A 19,904-nucleotide genomic window follows, 5' to 3' on the forward strand; every position below is an offset into this window, starting at 1 on the left:
AAGAGCTTCAACTTTCTTTGTTACACACTTAGGCAATTATATCACATTTCCCTTGTAAAATGATAAGATAGAGCAAAACGTTTTGAAAGAGGAATACTTATGGCATTTGATGGCTTATTTACAAAAGCAATGACGCACGAACTTCAACAATTGGTATCCGGAAGAATTTCGAAAATACACCAACCTAACTCACAAGAAATTGTGTTGCATATCCGTGCGGCCGGAAAAAACAGCCGCTTACTTATTTCCATCCACCCTTCCTACTCACGCATTCATGTTACGAATGAAGCGATTGATAACCCTTCAGAACCACCAATGTTTTGCATGTTATTACGAAAACATCTGGAAGGTGGATTCATTTCATCCATTTCCCAACTTGAAATGGATCGCGTGATTATTTTGCGTGTAGAAAGTAAAAATGAAATTGGGGACGACATGGTACGGGAACTCCATATCGAAATCATGGGCCGACACAGCAATGTCATTTTGGTGGATCCTGAACGAAATCTAATTTTGGACAGTTTAAAACATCTATCGCCTTCTGTGAACAGCTATAGAACGATTTTGCCAGGTCAACCACATATCGCACCACCGAAACAAGATAAAGTGAACCCATATGAAGTGGACGAATCATTGTTGAACGAATTGCTGGATACAGACGATGTTTCCAAAGCCGTTCTGTCTCAGCTTGCTGGCTTTTCTCCACTGCAGGCAAAAGAACTTGCTTATCGTCTAGCTGACAGCAACGAATCCAAATATGAAGTGTATCGCAAATTCCTCGATGAATTTGATAATGCTCAACCTAAAGGTACGTATGTGGAAAGTGGCAATAAAGCCATTTTCTCAAGTGTTGATCTTTCACACATCGAAGGCAACCAAGTACACTATGATTCGCTTGGTTTATTGCTAGATAAAGTGTACTTTGCACGCGCAGAACGTGATCGAGTAAAACAGCAAGCAGGCGATTTGGAACGCTGGTTGCAAAATGAACTCGACAAGTTGAAATTAAAAATGAAGAAACTCGCGAAAGAAAAATCAAACGCAGAAAAACTGGAAACGTTCCAACTCCATGGCGAACTTTTGATGGCCAACCTCTATACGTTCGAAAAAGGAATGACCGAAGCTCAAGTGATAAATTATTACGATGAAGAGAATGCCGTCATCACCATCCCATTGAGCCTTAGAAAAACGCCGGTTGAAAATGCACAAAGTTTTTTCACAAAATACAACAAAGCCAAAACCGCTTTATTGAAAACGCAACAACAAATGGATAAAACCAAAGACGATATCGATTATTTGGAAATGCTGCAACAACAAGTCATGCAAGCATCTCCACAGGATATTGAAGAGATTCGCGAAGAACTTGCCGAACAAGGCTGGATGAAAGCCCGCATTTCGAAAAAGAAAAAGAAAGTCGTGAAACCAACACCTGAAAATTTCGTATCCTCTACAGGATTGCCAATTTCGGTAGGAAAAAATAACAAGCAAAATGATTATTTAACATTTAAAATCGCTAATAAATCACAAACTTGGTTCCATACAAAAGATATTCCTGGATCCCATGTCGTCATTCATGACAATGAACCGGATGAAACGTCGATTTTGGAAGCAGCGAGACTGGCAGCTTATTTCAGTAAAGCACGTGACTCTTCTTCCGTGCCGGTGGATTATACAGAAGTACGCCATGTAAAAAAACCGAATGGCTCAAAACCCGGATTCGTTATTTATTTTGAACAAAAGACGGTTTTTGTGACACCAAGTGAAGATTTAGTGAGGAACCTTCGAAAATAAGCTACACGAAAGCCATCCAACAAATTGTTGGATGGCTTTTTCTGATAACTTTTAAAAGCAAAAAACACCATTCTATAGTGTATGATAAGAACGGTAAATTGGAACCAGTGAAAGTGGGAAGTACTCATGTTTCTAACAATATTTTTTTATACAATGGCCCCCTTGCTTGCTATTAACTTTGCAAGAACAGGGATTCATATGATAAATGGTAAATTTGTTGAGGAACTAGAACAAACTTTAGAGAAGAATAGTAAACTTCGTTTTCTCAATACAATTTTCATTTTCGGGTTTTTTGTCATTCTTCTCAAAATGATTTTCCCTCTGAAAGTGGCCAATGTTTTAATAAAAATTGTTTATTTTACTTTGGGGATCTTATTCGTCATATTAGCGTTATTAATGATGTATATAATCATTACTGATGGGAATTCAATTATTTCAGAAGTCAGAAAAGATATGTAAGATTAAAAATAGGATGCCTGTGTGCAACAAGTGCACTGGCATCCTATTTTTTGGATGGATTTATTTATATGTAACTGAAATTCAGTCCGTCTTTATAGCTTCCCATATTTCAGTTTTTCGTGCCACTCCATCAGCTTAGGTTTGTCATCGTCAGCGATTTGCTTCGCAAGTGTTGCCTCTTCGATTAATGCATCAAAGTTTGTTAAGCTGACATATGGAATTCCTGCTTCATCAAATAATTCGTCCGCTCGTTTTAAATGATAAGTAAAAATACACACCACACCCAGAACTTCGCAACCTTGCTGTTCCAGCGCACGAACGGCCTCGATGCTGCTACCACCTGTCGAAATCAAATCTTCAACGACAATCACTTTTTGGCCAGGTACAATTTTTCCTTCAATTTGATTGCCACGTCCATGCTCTTTTGCTTTTGAACGAACATAGACCATAGGCAAATTAAGGGCATCACTTACCCACGCAGCGTGTGGAATGCCCGCTGTCGCCGTCCCAGCTACTACTTCTGTTTGTGGGAAAAACTCACGGATATTTGCCGCTAAAGCTTCGGCAATTTGTTTACGTACAGTTGGACTCGACATGGTCAAACGGTTGTCACAATAAATCGGTGAAGATATTCCAGAAGTCCATGTAAATGGATCTTGAGGTCGTAATTCCACAGCACCTATCGACAATAATGCTCCTGCTATTTCATGTTGCTGACTTTTCATTGTAAAACCTCCCATTGTTGTTTCACCAAATGATATGTCTCTACTGGATTTTCCGATTGAGTGATGGCTCGGCCTACTACAATCAAGGAAGAACCTTCTTTACATGCCACATCAGGTGTCGCGATACGAATTTGGTCATGTTCTGAACCATCCGTCAATCGTATTCCCGGTGTTACTCGCAAGAAGTCATCCCCGCAAACTCGTTTAATGTCTGCCGCTTCCAATACCGAACAAACGACTCCATCGAGACCTGCCTGTTTTGAAAGGCTTGCATAATGCCGAACAGATTCCTGTAAAGTTAAATTGATTTTCTGTTCATTTATCATTTGCTGTTCGCTTGTTGAGGTCAATTGTGTAACCCCGATAAGTAATGGTCGTTGTTTTCCTGTTGCAGTTCCCGCTTCTAGTCCTTCTAATGCACTCTCCATCATTTGCAACCCACCTGCTGCATGGACGTTCACCATATCTGCACCAAGCTTAGCAAGACCGCGCATGGCGGATTTGACTGTATTCGGAATATCGTGCAGTTTCAAATCCAGGAAAACGTCGTGTCCCATTCCTTTTAAGTCCGTTACGATCGATGGTCCTTCTTGTAAATAAAGTTCCATGCCAACTTTGACAAACAGTTTATCATCGAACGGCTTCAAAAAGTGGATGACCTCATTTTTTGTTGAAAAATCAAGCGCTATTATAGGGTTTTGATTGTTCATCGGTGACTCCTCCCCACTAATTCTGAGATATGATTCAGACCTAACCAATCGAGTTTCTCAGGTAATTGATCAATGATCGTCGGACAAACAAATGGATCAACGAAGTTTGCTGTTCCTACAGCTACGGCACTTGCGCCTGCCGACATGAAATCAATGACATCGTCAACCGTCGCAACGCCCCCCATTCCGATGATCGGAATAGACACTTGTTTGGCAACTTCATACACCATACGCAAAGCTACCGGTTTGACTGCAGGACCCGATAAGCCTCCAGTCCCGTTGGCAATGACAGGTCTCCCTGTTCTTGTATCCAGTCGCATTCCAATGAGCGTATTAATCATCGTTATGCCATCAGCCCCTCCAGCTTCAACTGCTCGAGCAATTTCACCTATATCGGTTACGTTCGGGGATAATTTTACATAAACAGGAACTTCCGAAACTTCTTTTACGGCGGCAGTCAGTTCTGCAGCAACCGACGGATCGGTTCCAAATGTAATGCCTCCGCATTTTACGTTCGGACAAGAAATATTCAATTCCAAAGCATGGACATTTTTTGCTTTTGATATATGTTTCGCAACTTCCACATAATCTTCCGTCAACGTGCCGGCAACATTTGCAATGATCGGCACATCATATTGCTCCAGCCACTTCAGCTCTTCAGCAATCACTTTTTCCAGACCTGGATTTTGAAGTCCAATTGCATTCAGCATTCCAGATGAAGTTTCTGCAACACGTGGTGTAGGATTTCCTAAACGCGTCTCAAGTGTCGTTGCTTTGATCATAATCGATCCAAGTTTTGATAAGTCATACAACCGAGCATATTCTTTGCCAAATCCGAAACACCCGGAAGCTGGCATAATTGGATTTTTCAATGATAATCCTGGTAATTCTATCGCTAATCGATTCATACGGACACCACCCCTGCAGGAAATACTGGACCATCCGAGCACACTTTTACATAGTCCACTTCTGTTTGATCAGTGGTTTTGCAGACACAAGCGAAACAAGCTCCAAGTCCGCAACCCATGCGTTCTTCAAACGATAGAAACCCTTTTCGATCCGGATACATATTCTGAATTGCCGCAAGCATTCCAGTTGGACCACACGTGAAGTATGATGAAAATTCGGGTTGTAATTCAGATAGCACCGTCGTGACAAATCCTTGTTGACCGTGTGATCCATCTACTGTAACAATATGCGTTTCACCAAGTTCTCGGAAGAAATCTTCGTAAAAGACAGCTTCTTTTGACTGGAAGCCAAGTACATGAATCGGTTTGACACCTTTATCAACAAGTCTTTTAGATAGTTCATATAAAGGAGGAACACCGATTCCCCCTCCAATCAACACAACTGTTTCACCGGGTGTTGCTTCCTCAACGGGAAAGCCGTTGCCAAGAGGTCCCAAAACATCTATTTCTTCTCCAACCATTTTAAGCGCGAGCAATGAAGTTCCTCGGCCTTCAGCACGATAAATCATTGTGAACTCCGACACATCTCGGTCAATTGACGCAATGCTGATTGGTCTGCGGAGCAAAGGCTCATAGCTATCCGAAACACGGATGTGAACAAATTGACCCGGACTTGTCATGTCCTGTACAAGTTGGCCACTCACCGTCATTTCGAAAATATTTTGAGCGATCTCTTTATGTTTGACGATGCGCATGCGCTCTTGTTTAATCATCCAAAAACCCCCTGTGTCGGCATCTCCTCGGCTTGGAATGTCATCGATTCAATGACTCGTAACATCGCTTCTGCTGTGTCCAGCGACGTTAAGCAAGGAATTCCATTTTCTACAGACTCACGTCGGATTCGGAACCCATCACTCTCTGGCAATTTACCTTTTGTTAACGTGTTAATGACGAACTGGGCATCTCCTTTTTGGATGTAGTCCAGTAAAGTTGGACCTTCACTGCCAATTTTATTAACTGTTGTAACCGGTATTCCCGCTTCTTTTAAGGCATTTGCCGTTCCTTCAGTAGCAAGAATTCTGTAACCGATCGACGTGAAGCGATTCGCAATCGATACTGCTTCTTCTTTATCCTTGTCGGCGATTGTCATCAATACTGAACCGTGATCTTTGATTTCCATTCCTGCAGCCACTAAGCCTTTATAAAGTGCTTTTTCAAGCGTGATATCTTTCCCCATGACTTCCCCGGTCGATTTCATTTCAGGTCCCAATGTAATATCCACTCGGCGCAGTTTCGCAAAGCTGAATACTGGCACTTTCACGAAAACACCTCTAGGTGAAGGCGCAAGTCCATTTGCAATTCCTTGAGAAGGGAGCGATTGTCCCAAAATTGCTTTTGTCGCAATCTTCGCCATTGGAATATTCGTAATCTTACTTAGGAAAGGAACCGTTCGGCTTGAACGTGGATTCACTTCAATCACATAAACTTCGCCTTTAGAGATAACATATTGGATATTCAGTAAACCAATGATGTTCAGGCCTTTTGCAAGTCGAGTCGTGTAATCCACGAGCGTATTCACTTGTTCGCACGTTAAATTCTGTGGTGGATAGACTGCAATCGAGTCACCCGAGTGAACACCCGCTCGTTCGATATGTTCCATAATTCCTGGAATGCATACATTTTCTCCGTCTGAGATGGCATCGACTTCAATTTCGGTACCAGTTAAATAACGGTCGACCAATACTGGATGTTCCGGACTTGCCTGAACTGCATGCTCCATGTAATGAGCAAGTTCTTCTTGATTGTAAACAATTTGCATAGCACGTCCGCCTAAGACGTATGAAGGACGAACTAGTACCGGATAGCCGATTTCATTGCCGATTGCCACTGCTTGTTCTGATGAAACAGCTGTCTTGCCCATTGGTTGTGGGATACCGATTTCATGCAGTGCACGTTCAAATTTATCGCGATTTTCTGCACGGTCCAGATCTTCCAAAGAAGTTCCCAGGATTTGAACACCACGTTCCTGCAGTTTATCCGCTAAGTTGATGGCTGTTTGTCCTCCGAACTGAACGACAACGCCTTTTGGTTGTTCCAGATCCACTATGTGCATGACATCTTCAATTGTTAAAGGTTCAAAATAAAGCTTGTCCGAGATGGAGAAATCCGTTGATACTGTTTCTGGGTTGCTATTGATAATGATGGCTTCATAACCTGCTTCTTTGATTGCCCATACAGAATGTACGGTTGCATAGTCAAACTCGACACCTTGACCGATTCGGATTGGTCCTGAACCAAGCACGATGACACTTTCTTTATCTGTCTTGATTGATTCATTTTCATCTTCGTATGTTCCGTAGAAATAAGGTGTTTCCGATTCAAATTCTGCCGCACATGTATCCACCATTTTAAAGACTGGAATCAAGTTCAGTTCTTTTCTCCAGTTGTAGATAGTCAATTCATCGCTATTCCATAATGCTGCTAGCGTCGCATCTGCAAACCCCATGCGCTTCGCCTTTTTCGCCACTTCGAAATCAAACGGATGGCTAGAAACCACTTCTTCGTACTTCACGATATTTTGAAATTTATTGAGGAAGAATAAATCGATTTGACTCCACTCATGTATGGTGTCAATCGTGACTCCTCGTCTTAAAGCTTCCCCGATGAAGAACAGTCGTTCATCACCTGCACGTCGGATACGTTTTTCAATCCATTCATCTGACATGGCATCCGCGTTTTTCAGATCTAAATGGAATTGACCTGTCTCAAGTGAACGCACGGCTTTCAGAATAGATTCCTCGAACGTTCTTCCCATCGCCATTACTTCTCCTGTTGCTTTCATTTGTGTACCTAAATTTCGTTTAGCCGATTCGAATTTATCAAATGGCCAGCGCGGAATTTTAGTAACGACATAATCGAGCGCAGGCTCAAAGCATGCATAAGTTTTGCCGGTAACCGGATTCATCATTTCATCCAGTGTCAAACCGACAGCAATTTTAGCAGCCAGTTTGGCGATTGGGTAACCTGTCGCTTTTGAAGCCAGTGCAGACGAACGGCTTACCCTTGGATTCACTTCAATGATGTAGTAGTTGAAGCTGTATGGATCCAGTGCTAATTGAACATTACAGCCACCTTCGATTTTTAATGCGCGGATAATTTTAAGGGAGACATTGCGCAACATTTGATACTCACGGTCTGATAAAGTCTGACTTGGCGCAACGACGATGGAATCTCCTGTATGAATACCTACCGGGTCAACGTTTTCCATGTTACAGACTACGATGGCATTGTCATTGGAGTCTCTCATAACCTCGTATTCTACTTCTTTGAAGCCAGCGATTGATTTTTCAAGTAGACACTGAGTAACAGGACTGTATTTCAGACCACTCGTCACTGTTTCAAGAAGCTCTTCGTCGTTGTGGCATATTCCTCCACCAGTTCCCCCAAGCGTAAATGCAGGACGGACGATGACAGGGTAACCGATTCGTTTAACGAATGCCTCGGCTTCCTGCATGTTATGAATGATGTCACTTTCTGGAACGGGTTCGTTCAAGTCGTTCATCAGTGTACGGAATAAATCACGATCTTCCGCTTTATGAATAGCTTCCAATTTCGTGCCTAGTATTTCAATGTTCAACTCTTGCAGAATTCCTGATTCGTCCAATTCAATCGCCATGTTCAAGCCAGTTTGTCCACCTAAAGTAGGCAGAAGGGCATCTGGACGTTCTTTGCGTAAAATTCGACTTACGAAATCCAATGTAATCGGTTCGATATAGACTTTGTCCGCAATTTCAGTATCGGTCATGATAGTTGCCGGATTTGAGTTGATGAGAATGACCCGATAGCCTTCTTCTTTTAAAGCTAGACAAGCTTGTGTTCCAGCATAGTCAAATTCAGCTGCTTGACCGATTACAATCGGACCGGATCCGATGACGAGAATGGTTTCTATATCTTTACGTTTAGGCATGTTTTTTTTCCCCTTTCACATTGGCGTTCATTAATTCGATGAATCGATCAAATAAGTGATTGGAATCTTCTGGTCCAGGTGATGCTTCCGGATGGTATTGCACTGTAAAAGCGGCAGCATCCAAATGTTTTAAGCCTTCCACTGTGCCGTCATTCAAGGCAGTGTGCGTAACTTTCAAACGCGTTTCTTTCAGTGATTCAGGATCCACTGCATAGCCATGGTTTTGGGAAGTCATTTCCGTTTTGCCAGACTCCAAATCTTTTACTGGATGATTTGCTCCACGGTGTCCAAATTTCAGTTTGAATGTATCTCCGCCACTTGCAAGGGCAAAGAGTTGATGACCGAGGCAAATTCCGAATATCGGAATCTTCCCGATTAAATTCTGTATCATCGTGATTGCTTCTGGAACGTCTTTTGGATCTCCAGGGCCGTTTGAAAGCATAATGCCATCGGGATAAATCGCCATGATTTCTTCAGCAGTTGTGTTATACGGTACAACGATCACATCACAGTCACGCTTGTTAAGCTCACGCAAAATCCCATGTTTCATTCCGAAATCGACGAGTACTACACGCTTACCTCGTCCTGGGCTTGGATAAGGACGTTTCGTTGACACTTGTTTCACTTGATCCGTCGGGAATGATATATTATTTAATCGTGCGACTACTTCTTCTACATGTACATCAGCACCCGCTTTACTGATATGGCCTTTTACCGAACCAAACTCACGAATTATTCGTGTCAGTTTACGTGTATCCACTCCTTCAATGCCGGGAATGTTTTTCACTACGAACAAGTCATTGAGTGTCGCATCGCTTCTGAAGTTGGATGGTGTGTTTGCCAGTTCACGGACAACCATTCCTTTGATTGCCGGTTCGATTGATTCAAAATCATCTCGATTTATTCCGTAATTGCCGATCAATGGATAAGTCATCGTAACAATTTGACCGCAGTAAGATGGGTCCGATAGAGTCTCCTGGTAGCCTGTCATACCCGTCGTGAAAACGACTTCTCCTTCACTGGCATTCAAACTTCCGAATGCAGTTCCATTAAACACATCTCCAGTTTCTAAAATGAGGCTTCTTTTCATCATTATTTCTCCTCCTGCCAAATTACATTACCTTCAAACATCGTCATAACCGGCCAACCGGTACATGTCCAATTTTGGAACGGTGTATTTTTTCCTTTTGACACAAACGTTGCAGTTTCAATATCTTGTTCTCTCGACAAGTCAATGAATACTAAGTCCGCTGATTCGCCCATATGCAGACGACCATAAGGCAGTCCAAAAACATCGGCCGGTTTTCTCGTCATCCATTCAACCAATTGAGCTAACGTCCATTTTCCACTTTTCACAAAATGGGTATACAGCAGTGGGAAAGCTGTTTCCAATCCGACGATTCCAAATGGTGCTTGTTCCATGCCATTGCCTTTTTCCTGTTCTGTATGAGGGGCATGATCTGTGGCGATAAAATCAAGTGTCCCATCTTCCAATCCTTCGATTAAAGCTTGCAAATCTTCTTTAGCTCGCAGTGGTGGATTCATTTTCCAGTTCCCATCGTTTCCTGGAATGTCGTCTTCACATAATAGTAGGTGGTGTGGACTGACTTCAGCAGTTACTCGAACCCCAGCCTTTTTGGCATCTCTGATTACTCGGACAGATTCTTTCGTACTTACGTGGCAAACATGATAGTGTGCCCCTGCTGCTTCAGCTAGTAAAATATCTCTCGCAATATGCACAGATTCCGCGATGGATGGAATCCCTTTAAGACCCAATTCTTTATTTTTCGTCCCTTCGTGCATGACGCCTGCGTAAATGAGTGTATTGTCTTCGCAATGGGCAACAATCGGCATATTCAGCTTCGCTGCGTCCTTCATTGCTTCAAACATCATGCCAGCCTGTTGTACACCTACTCCATCATCCGTAAAAGCAAATGCACCATGTTCTTTCAAGGCAGCCAAATCTGTTCGTTCTTTCCCGGCTTCTCGAATCGTAATCGAGGCATAAGGCAGTACGCGAATCACTGCATTCTCTTCAATCAGACGGTTGACATGACTCAGATTTTCTACCGTATCCGGTACTGGTCTAGTATTTGGCATTGCGCAAATGGTAGTGAAACCGCCTTTTGCCGCGGCATGTGTACCCGTTTGAATCGTTTCTTTTTGCTCGCCACCCGGCTCGCGTAAGTGGACATGGACATCGATGAATCCTGCAGAAACGAAATGTCCTTTGCCGTCTATGATTTCATCGGCTTCTGGTGTTGCTTTCGGATTCACTTCTATAATGCGTCCATTGTCGATCAGGATGGATCCCTCCATCAATTCGTTATTGTCATTGAGCAATTTAATGTTTTGTATGAATTTTTTCATCATGATCTCCCCTTCAAAACGGATTCCAGTATCGCCATGCGTATGAACACACCGTTATGCATTTGTTTAAATATGCGTGATTTTTCACTTTCCACTAGCTCGTCTGCTATTTCCACATCCCGGTTAATTGGCGCAGGATGCATGATGATGGCAGTCGGCTTCAATTTTTCATAACGTGATTGAGTCAAACCATAAGTTTGATGATATCTTTCTTTTGAAAAATCAGACTGGGTATCGTGCCGCTCATGTTGCACCCGTAAAAGCATCACCACATCTGCACTCGGTAGTATGTTGTCCCAAGTGTTTGCTGCATCGAAGTTGCCTTGCCATTCAGGGGGACAAAGGAACGTGACATGAGCACCTAATCTTGTCAGCGCTTCTGCATTCGATTTGGCTACCCGACTATGTCCAATATCCCCAACGATTGCTACTTGCAACCCTTCAAACTTTCCAAACTCTTGTTGGATGGTAAAAAGATCAAGCAAACATTGAGTAGGGTGCTGACCCGAGCCATCTCCACCATTGATGATCGCTACGTTTACTCCCGCTAGTAGTCCTTCATAGAAACCATCTTGTTCATGCCTTATGACCACAGCATCCACACCTATTGCTTCTAATGTTTTTACTGTGTCGTATAAAGTTTCACCTTTTAGCGTGCTCGATGTTCCTGCTTCGAATGGAAGTACGTTCAGTCCAAGTTTCCGCTCTGCCATCTCAAAACTCATTTTTGTTCGTGTACTCGGTTCAAAAAATAAATTCGCTACTGTGTATTGTTTAGTCCAATCAGCGGAAACTTGCTGTTGAAATTGTGATGCACGACTTAATATCGTTTGTATGTCTGTATTGTTTAGGTCTTTCATGCTTAATAGATGCTTCACTTTTATAGCCTCCCGTATTTCTAAAAGAAAACCTCTCAACAAGTGTTGAGAGGCTGTAGGGGTACCTTCAAGCAAAGATCCATGTTGTCACGGAGCTCTACCAGTTGGTTTCCCTTTTCCTGCCTCTCTGGACTAGGTATTAAAAGGATGTTGTATTTGATTTATCTTCCAATGAATCGATGGCTTCTTGCGGTTTACCTGGTAGCACTAAATTTAGTAGAACACCCACCAAGGCAGCCAATGCCATTCCACCGACTTCAAACGTTTCGGTGAAGTGTAATTTCGCTCCTCCAATCCCGATTACCAGGATGATGGATGAAATGACCAAGTTACGCTTGTCTCCAAAATCAATCTTGTTATCAACCAACATACGCAGGCCTGAGGACGCAATAATCCCGAAGAGCAAAATCGAAATTCCGCCAAGCACTGGAGTTGGAATCGTTGCAATGAGTGCCATGACTTTGCCGAAGAATGAAAAGACGATAGCAAGAATAGCCGCTCCCCCAATGACATACACGCTGTATACTCGGGTAATCGCTAGCACTCCGATGTTTTCACCGTAGGTTGTTTTCGGAGGTCCTCCCAACAGACCGCTGATGAAAGTACCAAGACCGTCACCGAGCAATGAACGATGAAGTCCTGGCTCTTTTATGTAATTGCGGTTTACGATTTTCCCTAAAACCAATTGATGACCGATATGTTCTGAAATGGTCACAATCGCGATTGGTACCATCAACCAAAGCAATGTCGGTGTGATGATAAATTCATAGTGTACTCCGGGAATCAGGAATTCAGGAGCTGACAACCAGTTTGCTTTTGTTACTGGTTCGAAGTTGACAATACCGATAATCAAGGAGTACACGTATCCAACGATGATTCCGATTAGAACCGGCATTAAGCTGATGATTCCTCTGAAGAACAATGTCGCGACAACGGCTGCAGCCAATGTCACCAAAGCAGCAGAGAAGTGCAACATGCTGTATTCTTTTATTCCGTCCAAATCCGGATCTATGTTCATCGCCATATCGATGGCAACAGGAGATAATGCCAAGCCGATAACTATGATCACGGGCGCAACCACGATTGGCGGTAAAATTTTCATAATCCATTTATAGCCTGTTTTCCAAATTATCAAAGACACGATAAAGTAGACGATTGCGACGAATAGACTGCCAACCATGGCACTTCCGATTCCACCTTCCTTTGTAGCCATTTGAATCGGTAAGATGAAGGCAAATGAAGAACCTAGATAAGCTGGAACTTGAAATTTCGTTACAAACATAAAGATCAGTGTCGCAATACCGCTAGTCAATAACGCAATCGCTGGACTTAGACCAACCAATTGTGGAACCAGTATTGTCGCCCCAAACATGGCGAACATATGTTGGATACTTAGTGTTGTCAACTTACCTGCTGAAGGCCTATCATGTATGTCCAAAACTGTTTGTGTGTTTGCCATCCCATTCTCCTCCAATCATCTATTCGTAAATTGTTACACTGTCTTCATGATCTGTTTCCTGCAAACGGACCACGATTCTTTCCAAGCTTGCCGTCGGGATATTTTTCCCGACATAGTCTGCGCGTACTGGCAATTCCCGATGACCCCGATCGATTAAGACTGCCAATTGAATTTGTGATGGTCTTCCCAAATCCATGACCGCATCCATTGCGGCTCTTACTGTTCGGCCAGTATACAAAACGTCATCAACCAAAATCACTTTCTGGTTGGTCACAACATGTTGAATATCCACTTGTTGAACGAGTGGCTCTTTGTTTTCAGTTTTCATGGATAGGTCGTCTCTGTATAAGGTAATATCCAGCTCGCCTGCTTTGATTGACTTTCCTTCAATTTTTTCAATTTTGGCAGCCAGCCGATTCGCTAAATAAGCGCCTCTAGTTTTGATTCCGACGAGAATGCAATTCTCTATACCTTTGTTGCGTTCAATAATTTCATGAGCAATCCGTGTCAATGCACGGTTAATTGCTTGTTCATCCAAAATATTCGCTTTTTCAACCATTGCAGATTCTCCTTTAATTAGAAAAGCGTAAAGCGTCATTCTCGGGCTGCCGCTTGTAGCTAGTCATTATTTTTCGCAAAATAAAAACCCTCTCGTCCGAAAATGGATGAGAGGGTGTGAATGCAGAAAATTAGGCGTATAATAACACACAGCATGTGTTTTTATACGTTCACTGTTACCTTCTCAGCCTCTCTGGACTGTTTTTAAAGGTGTTCTATTAAATTTTGTATTGTTTAGGAATTTCGAGTATGAGCTTTGAATTGCGCTCTATCTTTTATAAGTATAGATTTACTTTTCTTTGCTGTCAACATCTGATTTCATTTCTTCTAGCAAAGCCTGGAACTCTGCAGGCAACGGCGCTTCAAATTCCAAGTACTCTTCCGTACGAGGATGAATGAAACCTAGAACCCCGGCATGCAACGCTTGACCGTCAAAATCAATCGTTTTTTTCGGTCCATACTTAGGGTCACCTGCAAGCGGGAAACCAATGTATTTCATATGCACACGAATCTGATGTGTACGGCCTGTTTCCAGACGACACTCAACCAATGTGAAGTTGCCAAAGCGTTCCAAAACACGGAAATGCGTTACGGCATGTTTACCTTTATCAATGACAGCCATGCTTTGACGATCACGTGCATCACGTCCGATTGGTGCATCAACAGTTCCTTTGTCATGTGGAATATGCCCATGGACTAAAGCTGTGTATTTTCGAGTAACTGTCTTTTTCACCAATTGATCTACTAATGATTCATGCGCTTTATCATTTTTTGCAACCATTAATAAGCCTGAAGTATCTTTGTCGATACGGTGTACAATACCTGGACGCATAACACCATTAATACCCGACAAATCCTTCACTTGATACATCAAACCATTTACAAGTGTCCCCGAAGTATGGCCAGGAGCAGGATGTACGACCATGCCGCGTGGTTTATTCACCACTAAAACATCTTCATCTTCATAAACGATTTCAAGGTTTAAGTCTTCTGCTTCGATATCCAGAATTTCTGCATCCGGTACAGTAACATTAATAACATCATTTGGTTTTACTTTGTAATTCGATTTTGCTGATTCGCCGTTGACCAAAACCGCTCCATCTTTCAGCCAAATTTGAATTTGACTGCGAGACCAATCCGCTTCAAGTGTTGCCAATGCTTTATCGATTCGTTCACCTTTTTGTTGTTCTGAAATCTTATACGTAAAATCTTCCATCTATTCACCTTTTCTCTTTGCAGCTTTTTCTGCTTTTTCTTCAAAATACATTACGATGATGAGCATAATCACGCCGATGGTTAATGCTGCATCAGCAACGTTAAAAATCGGGAATTCATAATTTATGACCGGGATAAGAACGTCTGCAAAATCCACTACTTCACCACGGAACACACGATCAATAAAATTCCCAAGAGTACCACCAAGTAAAACCATCAAACTTAATTGAAAGTATGGCTTTCCTTTTGCTTCTTTATGAAAGTAATACAAAATACCAATGACCACGACGATGGTGACGATTGTAAATAGCCACATCTGCCCTTCCAACATTCCCCACGCCGCTCCACGATTGCGATGGGAAAGTAAAGCAAATGTAGGGTCCACTAAGACAATTCGTTCACCTAGCTCCATATTTTTTACAACTAACCATTTTGTCCATTGATCAATCGCCACAACGGCAATTGCTACTAAATAAAAAATGTACACGTATGTTCCTCCGTTACGCAAGTATCTTAGCTAGTTTAACACATAACATGAACAGACAGAAAGAGCTGCCCGAAAAGGGCAGCTCTTAGCTTGTTGACAAAAGAATAATAATTAATATAAAAGTATAAAAATTGAGTTCTTATTTTTTGCACTCTATCGAAATAGATTGTGGTCGGCTATTTCTTTCGCTTTCCGCGGACGAAACGCTAGCCTCCTCGGCTCAGCTGTCTATGACAGCTGAGCCTGTGGGGTCTAACTTGTTTCGTTTTTCCGCAGGAGTCTTCAGAAATAGCCAACCACTTTCCAAACTTATATATTTTGCAGAGACACGCTTACAGAAGCAATTTCTTTTGATTGGAGTGGAGGCGGCGGAAAACAACTGCTCCTGCGGTTACTCGTCGCAAAGATTAGGACCAAATCCCAATCTTTTCAGCGGGAACAGCACGAGCTGAAGACCCCGCAGGAACGTAGTGACGAGGAGACTGAAGCCGTGCCCGCGAAACGCGTCCGCCGCAATGGAAATCAACATTTTCTTGCATAGGCTCTATTTCAATAGTATACAGTTTTATTCACTACAGTCTGAGAGCTGCCCGAAAAGGGCAGCTCTTTCAAATGGAGGATTACTTTGTCCGGCTATGTTCGAAAGCCAGCTCCTCCTATATTTTATACGTAATATTTTTCTACTACACCTGCACATCGTGGACATAATGTTGGATGTTTTTCGTTTTCTCCCACATTGGAAGAAATCGTCCAGCATCGTTCACATTTTTCACCTTGTGCTTTAGTAACGACAACAGAAGAAACTTCAAGGTTTAAAGCATCCGCTGGTGCATCTTCTTTTGAACCTGCAAGTGTAAAGTCCGACACGATAAAGAATTGTGCAAAGTCCACTTTGCTTGCATCAAATGCTTCCACTAATTCTTTTTTCACATAAAGCGTAACTTTTGCTTCAAGTGACTTACCGATAACTTTAGCATTACGCGCTTCTTCCAAAGCTTTCAATACATCGTCACGAACCAGCATCAATTGTTGATACTTCGTACGTAAACCTGCAAATGAATCATGAGTTGTCGCTTCAGGGAAGTCAGTCAGTTGTACACTTTCTTCTGTTTCTTGTGTCATGAAGACCCATAGCTCATCCGTCGTATGCGGTAAAATTGGTGTTGTCACTTTCAACAATGCGATCAAAGTATCGTACATGACAGTTTGCATCGCACGTCGATGTGAATTGTCTTCACCTTCGATATAAACAACATCTTTTGCAATATCCAAGTAGAATGAGCTCAAATCAGACGATACAAAATTGTTTACAGCATGGTAAACGCTTGGGAAGTCATACTTGTCATAAGCTTTGCGAACTGTTTCGATCAAATCTTGCAGTTTCATGAACATGTATTGATCTACTTCACGTAAATCTTCATAAGCAACGCGATCGGTCTGTGGATTGAAGTCCGATACATTCCCATGAAGGAAACGGAAGGTATTACGGATTTTACGGTAAACTTCAGCAACTTGCTTGAAATTCGAGTCCGTTACGCGAACGTCTGCAGTGTAATCGACAGATGCTACCCATAGACGAAGAATGTCAGCACCAAGTTGATTCATGACTTTAGCAGGGTCGATTACGTTTCCGATCGACTTACTCATCTTGCGTCCTTCTCCATCAAGTGTGAAACCATGACTCAATAATCCTTTGTACGGGGCGTGGCCGTTGATGGCAACACTTGTCGTTAACGAGGAATTAAACCATCCACGATATTGATCCGATCCCTCCAAATATAAGTCAGCTGGATATGAAAGATCTTCACGCTCATCAAGTACAGCTTGGTGAGAAGATCCTGAATCAAACCAAACATCCATAATATCCGTTTCTTTTGTGAAGCGACCGTTTGGACTATTTGGGTGTGTGAATCCTTCTGGTAGCAAGTCTTTCGCTTCACGTTCGAACCACACCGTTGAACCGTGTTCACGGAACAATTTTGAAACATGGGCAATCGTTTCTTCCGTTAAAATTGGTTCTCCATCTTCCGCATAAAAGACAGGGATTGGAACACCCCATACACGTTGTCGTGAGATACACCAGTCTCCACGGTCACGGACCATGTTGAAGAGACGAGTCTCACCCCATGCTGGTGTGAATGATGTATCCTTAATTGCTTTTAATAATTGGTCGCGGAATGCTTCAACTGAAGCAAACCATTGAGCTGTTGCCCGGAAAATAACCGGCTTTTTAGTGCGCCAGTCATGAGGTGCAGAGTGTGTAAAGAATGTTAGTTTTTCTAATGCACCAACAGCATCTAAAGCTTCTGTGATAACTTTATTGGCTTTATCATAGAATAACCCTTCGAAGCCAGGTGCTTCAGCAGTCAATACGCCACGGTCATCGATCGGTGAAAGTACTTCAAGTCCATACGCTTTACCAACTTGGAAGTCTTCTTCTCCGTGTCCAGGAGCTGTATGAACACATCCAGTACCGCCCTCGTCCGTTACATGGTCCCCGAGCATTACAAGCGAATCACGATCATATAAAGGGTGTTTGGCTACCATGCGATCCATTTGTTCACCTTTTAATGTCTGAACAATCTCATAAGAATCCCATTCAAGAGCAGTTACCACCGTCTCCAGTAATGCTTTTGCTACAAGGTAGCGCGTTGATTCAACTTCCACAATTACATAGTCGAATTCCGGATTGACTGAAATTCCAAGATTAGCTGGAATTGTCCAAGGTGTAGTCGTCCAAATAATAATTTTAGTACCTTCAGCAACTACGCCTTTACCATCTGTCACTTCAAAACTTACGTAGATAGAAGGAGATTTTTTGTCCTGGTATTCGATTTCAGCTTCTGCTAAAGCAGATTCACTTGATGGAGACCAATAAACTGGTTTTAAACCTTTATAGATATAGCCTTTACGTGCCATTTCACCGAACACTTCAATTTGACGGGATTCATACGCTGGTTTCAATGTCACATATGGATTTTCCCAATCACCTTGCACACCAAGACGTTTAAATTGTTCACGTTGACGGTCAATTTGTTCATAAGCATATGTTTCACACAAGTTCCGGAATTCTGCTACAGTCATTTCTTTGCGATTGACACCTTTATTCGTTAAAGCTTGCTCAATCGGAAGACCGTGCGTATCCCAACCAGGAACATACGGTGCATAATAACCAGTCATAGATTTGTGTCGTACAATCATGTCTTTAAGCACTTTGTTCATAGCATGACCCATGTGAATATCGCCGTTCGCATATGGAGGACCGTCATGTAAAATGAAACTCGGGCGGTCTTTGGTACGCTCCAGTACTTTTTCATAAAGTTTCATTTCATTCCATTTTTCTTGCATCGCCGGTTCACGTGTAGGTAAACCACCGCGCATTGGGAACTCAGTTTTTGGCATCAATAACGTATTTTTATATTCCAATTAAAAAACCTCCTTTTAATATGACAAGCGCAATGCTTGCAGGGACAATCAACTTAAACTAAACAAAAAAACTCCTCATCCCAATGAAGGGACGAGAAGTTATAACTCGCGGTACCACCCTAATTGCAACATGAAGAAGTTGCCAGCTTAGATCACGTTAACGGTGTGAATCCGAAATCACTTACAAAATCAAGTTCAGCGATTTTACTCAAGAGTGATTTTCATTTGATTGCCGCCTGTCCGGGCTTCCACCATCCCCGGATCGCTTTTCTGTGCTTTCAAACTACTGTCTCTTTCAGCGTATTAATATAAAATAATGTGTATAGTTTCACTATGTCTAGCTACAAACGCCTGCTATATAGACGTTCTTCGCTTTTCTTATAATATGTAGATATTATAGGGAATGATTCCATAATCGTCAAGCTGTGCTTAGTCTTCTTTTGAATCCATTCTTTCCAGCTGAGTTGTGTCCACTTCATATTGCATCAAGTGATCCCAATCATCAGTGTTAATTAAATCAAGTTGTGCTTCCACCAACATTTTGAAACGGTTACGGAAAACTTTTGATTGCTTTTTCAAATCTTCGATCTCGAGGGCAATGCGGCGAGCTTTCGTCAACGCTTCATTTACGATACGGTCCGCATTTTTCTCAGCTTCTTTAACAATTAACTTTGCTTCTTTTTGAGAGTTTCGACGTACTTCTTCTGCAGCTTCTTGTGCAACCACGATTGACTTCTGAAGTGTCATTTCAATAGTTGTGAAATGGCCAACTCGCTCACTTGACGACTTCAATTTCTCTTCCAATTCTTTTTTATCTTTGATTAGAAGTTCGAAATCTTTAATCACTTGGTCCAAAAATTCGTTGACTTCATCTTCATTATAGCCTCGGAACCCCCGACCAAACTCTTTGTTATGAATATCTAGTGGTGATAGCGGCATTTCAAAAATCTC

Annotated in this window: 16 protein-coding genes and 1 other annotated feature; of the genes, 2 read left to right on the plus strand and 14 right to left on the minus strand. The window is 42.2% G+C overall.

Annotated features, from left to right (window positions below):
- The first annotated feature begins 99 nt into the window (after positions 1-99).
- Positions 100-1,791: an NFACT RNA binding domain-containing protein gene (locus tag MHH33_RS11805; RefSeq protein ID WP_342541827.1), complete on the plus strand. Its 1,692-nt coding sequence runs from the start codon at positions 100-102 to the stop codon at positions 1,789-1,791.
- Positions 1,792-1,917: 126 nt separating this feature from the next.
- A complete protein-coding gene (locus MHH33_RS11810; protein WP_342541828.1) occupies positions 1,918-2,250 on the plus strand; it encodes a hypothetical protein in 333 nt (110 codons plus the stop codon).
- 92 nt (positions 2,251-2,342) lie between these two features.
- On the opposite strand, the gene pyrE is transcribed toward MHH33_RS11810, so the two are convergent.
- From pyrE to MHH33_RS11880, 14 genes are all read right to left on the minus strand, one after another.
- Positions 2,343-2,975: an orotate phosphoribosyltransferase gene (pyrE, locus tag MHH33_RS11815; protein ID WP_342541829.1), complete on the minus strand. Its 633-nt coding sequence runs from the start codon at positions 2,973-2,975 to the stop codon at positions 2,343-2,345.
- Positions 2,972-3,685 carry an orotidine-5'-phosphate decarboxylase gene (gene pyrF, locus MHH33_RS11820; protein WP_016427744.1) on the minus strand — a complete coding sequence of 238 codons (714 nt, stop codon included), beginning with the start codon at positions 3,683-3,685 and terminating at the stop codon, positions 2,972-2,974. The genes pyrE and pyrF overlap by 4 nt, the downstream gene beginning before the upstream one ends.
- On the minus strand, positions 3,682-4,593 hold the full coding sequence (locus tag MHH33_RS11825; RefSeq protein ID WP_016427745.1) for a dihydroorotate dehydrogenase: 912 nt from the start codon (positions 4,591-4,593) through the stop codon (positions 3,682-3,684). Before MHH33_RS11825 ends, pyrF begins: the two co-directional genes overlap by 4 nt.
- Positions 4,590-5,366: a dihydroorotate dehydrogenase electron transfer subunit gene (locus tag MHH33_RS11830; RefSeq protein WP_016427746.1), complete on the minus strand. Its 777-nt coding sequence runs from the start codon at positions 5,364-5,366 to the stop codon at positions 4,590-4,592. Before MHH33_RS11830 ends, MHH33_RS11825 begins: the two co-directional genes overlap by 4 nt.
- Entirely contained in the window at positions 5,363-8,560 is a 3,198-nt protein-coding gene (carB, locus tag MHH33_RS11835) for a carbamoyl-phosphate synthase large subunit (protein ID WP_342541830.1), read from the minus strand. The genes MHH33_RS11830 and carB overlap by 4 nt, the downstream gene beginning before the upstream one ends.
- The gene (locus tag MHH33_RS11840; protein WP_342541831.1) at positions 8,553-9,653 is read right to left on the minus strand and encodes a carbamoyl phosphate synthase small subunit; all 1,101 of its coding nucleotides are present in this window, start codon (positions 9,651-9,653) and stop codon (positions 8,553-8,555) included. The genes carB and MHH33_RS11840 overlap by 8 nt, the downstream gene beginning before the upstream one ends.
- The gene (locus MHH33_RS11845) at positions 9,653-10,930 is read right to left on the minus strand and encodes a dihydroorotase (protein ID WP_342543769.1); all 1,278 of its coding nucleotides are present in this window, start codon (positions 10,928-10,930) and stop codon (positions 9,653-9,655) included. Before MHH33_RS11845 ends, MHH33_RS11840 begins: the two co-directional genes overlap by 1 nt.
- The gene (locus MHH33_RS11850) at positions 10,930-11,808 is read right to left on the minus strand and encodes an aspartate carbamoyltransferase catalytic subunit (protein ID WP_342541832.1); all 879 of its coding nucleotides are present in this window, start codon (positions 11,806-11,808) and stop codon (positions 10,930-10,932) included. Before MHH33_RS11850 ends, MHH33_RS11845 begins: the two co-directional genes overlap by 1 nt.
- A gap of 139 nt (positions 11,809-11,947) precedes the next feature.
- Positions 11,948-13,267, minus strand: a complete 1,320-nt coding sequence (locus MHH33_RS11855; RefSeq protein WP_342541833.1) for a solute carrier family 23 protein — start codon at positions 13,265-13,267, stop codon at positions 11,948-11,950.
- A gap of 19 nt (positions 13,268-13,286) precedes the next feature.
- Positions 13,287-13,826 carry a bifunctional pyr operon transcriptional regulator/uracil phosphoribosyltransferase PyrR gene (gene pyrR / locus MHH33_RS11860; RefSeq protein WP_016427752.1) on the minus strand — a complete coding sequence of 180 codons (540 nt, stop codon included), beginning with the start codon at positions 13,824-13,826 and terminating at the stop codon, positions 13,287-13,289.
- A 288-nt stretch (positions 13,827-14,114) separates the two neighbouring features.
- Positions 14,115-15,041 (minus strand): RluA family pseudouridine synthase, encoded by a 927-nt coding sequence (locus MHH33_RS11865; RefSeq protein WP_342541834.1) that lies wholly within the window; start codon positions 15,039-15,041, stop codon positions 14,115-14,117.
- Positions 15,042-15,527, minus strand: a complete 486-nt coding sequence (gene lspA / locus MHH33_RS11870) for a signal peptidase II (protein WP_342541835.1) — start codon at positions 15,525-15,527, stop codon at positions 15,042-15,044.
- 663 nt (positions 15,528-16,190) lie between these two features.
- The gene (gene ileS, locus MHH33_RS11875) at positions 16,191-18,953 is read right to left on the minus strand and encodes an isoleucine--tRNA ligase (RefSeq protein WP_342541836.1); all 2,763 of its coding nucleotides are present in this window, start codon (positions 18,951-18,953) and stop codon (positions 16,191-16,193) included.
- Positions 18,954-19,037: 84 nt separating this feature from the next.
- Positions 19,038-19,261: a binding site (T-box leader), on the minus strand.
- Positions 19,262-19,382: 121 nt separating this feature from the next.
- Entirely contained in the window at positions 19,383-19,892 is a 510-nt protein-coding gene (locus tag MHH33_RS11880) for a DivIVA domain-containing protein (RefSeq protein WP_016427756.1), read from the minus strand.
- Positions 19,893-19,904 lie beyond the last annotated feature (12 nt).

The sequence above is a fragment of the Paenisporosarcina sp. FSL H8-0542 genome (assembly GCF_038632915.1).
In the GTDB taxonomy this organism is placed as follows: domain Bacteria; phylum Bacillota; class Bacilli; order Bacillales_A; family Planococcaceae; genus Paenisporosarcina.

Coding starts and splice junctions, on each gene's coding strand:
- MHH33_RS11840 (WP_342541831.1), bottom strand. CDS start 9,653: ATGATGAAAAGAAGCCTCATTTTAGAAACTGGAGATGTGTTTAATGGA.
- MHH33_RS11810 (WP_342541828.1), top strand. CDS start 1,918: ATGTTTCTAACAATATTTTTTTATACAATGGCCCCCTTGCTTGCTATT.
- MHH33_RS11880 (WP_016427756.1), bottom strand. CDS start 19,892: ATGCCGCTATCACCACTAGATATTCATAACAAAGAGTTTGGTCGGGGG.
- MHH33_RS11825 (WP_016427745.1), bottom strand. CDS start 4,593: ATGAATCGATTAGCGATAGAATTACCAGGATTATCATTGAAAAATCCA.
- MHH33_RS11845 (WP_342543769.1), bottom strand. CDS start 10,930: ATGAAAAAATTCATACAAAACATTAAATTGCTCAATGACAATAACGAA.
- pyrE (WP_342541829.1), bottom strand. CDS start 2,975: ATGAAAAGTCAGCAACATGAAATAGCAGGAGCATTATTGTCGATAGGT.
- MHH33_RS11855 (WP_342541833.1), bottom strand. CDS start 13,267: ATGGCAAACACACAAACAGTTTTGGACATACATGATAGGCCTTCAGCA.
- carB (WP_342541830.1), bottom strand. CDS start 8,560: ATGCCTAAACGTAAAGATATAGAAACCATTCTCGTCATCGGATCCGGT.
- MHH33_RS11865 (WP_342541834.1), bottom strand. CDS start 15,041: ATGGAAGATTTTACGTATAAGATTTCAGAACAACAAAAAGGTGAACGA.
- MHH33_RS11805 (WP_342541827.1), top strand. CDS start 100: ATGGCATTTGATGGCTTATTTACAAAAGCAATGACGCACGAACTTCAA.
- pyrF (WP_016427744.1), bottom strand. CDS start 3,685: ATGAACAATCAAAACCCTATAATAGCGCTTGATTTTTCAACAAAAAAT.
- pyrR (WP_016427752.1), bottom strand. CDS start 13,826: ATGGTTGAAAAAGCGAATATTTTGGATGAACAAGCAATTAACCGTGCA.
- MHH33_RS11830 (WP_016427746.1), bottom strand. CDS start 5,366: ATGATTAAACAAGAGCGCATGCGCATCGTCAAACATAAAGAGATCGCT.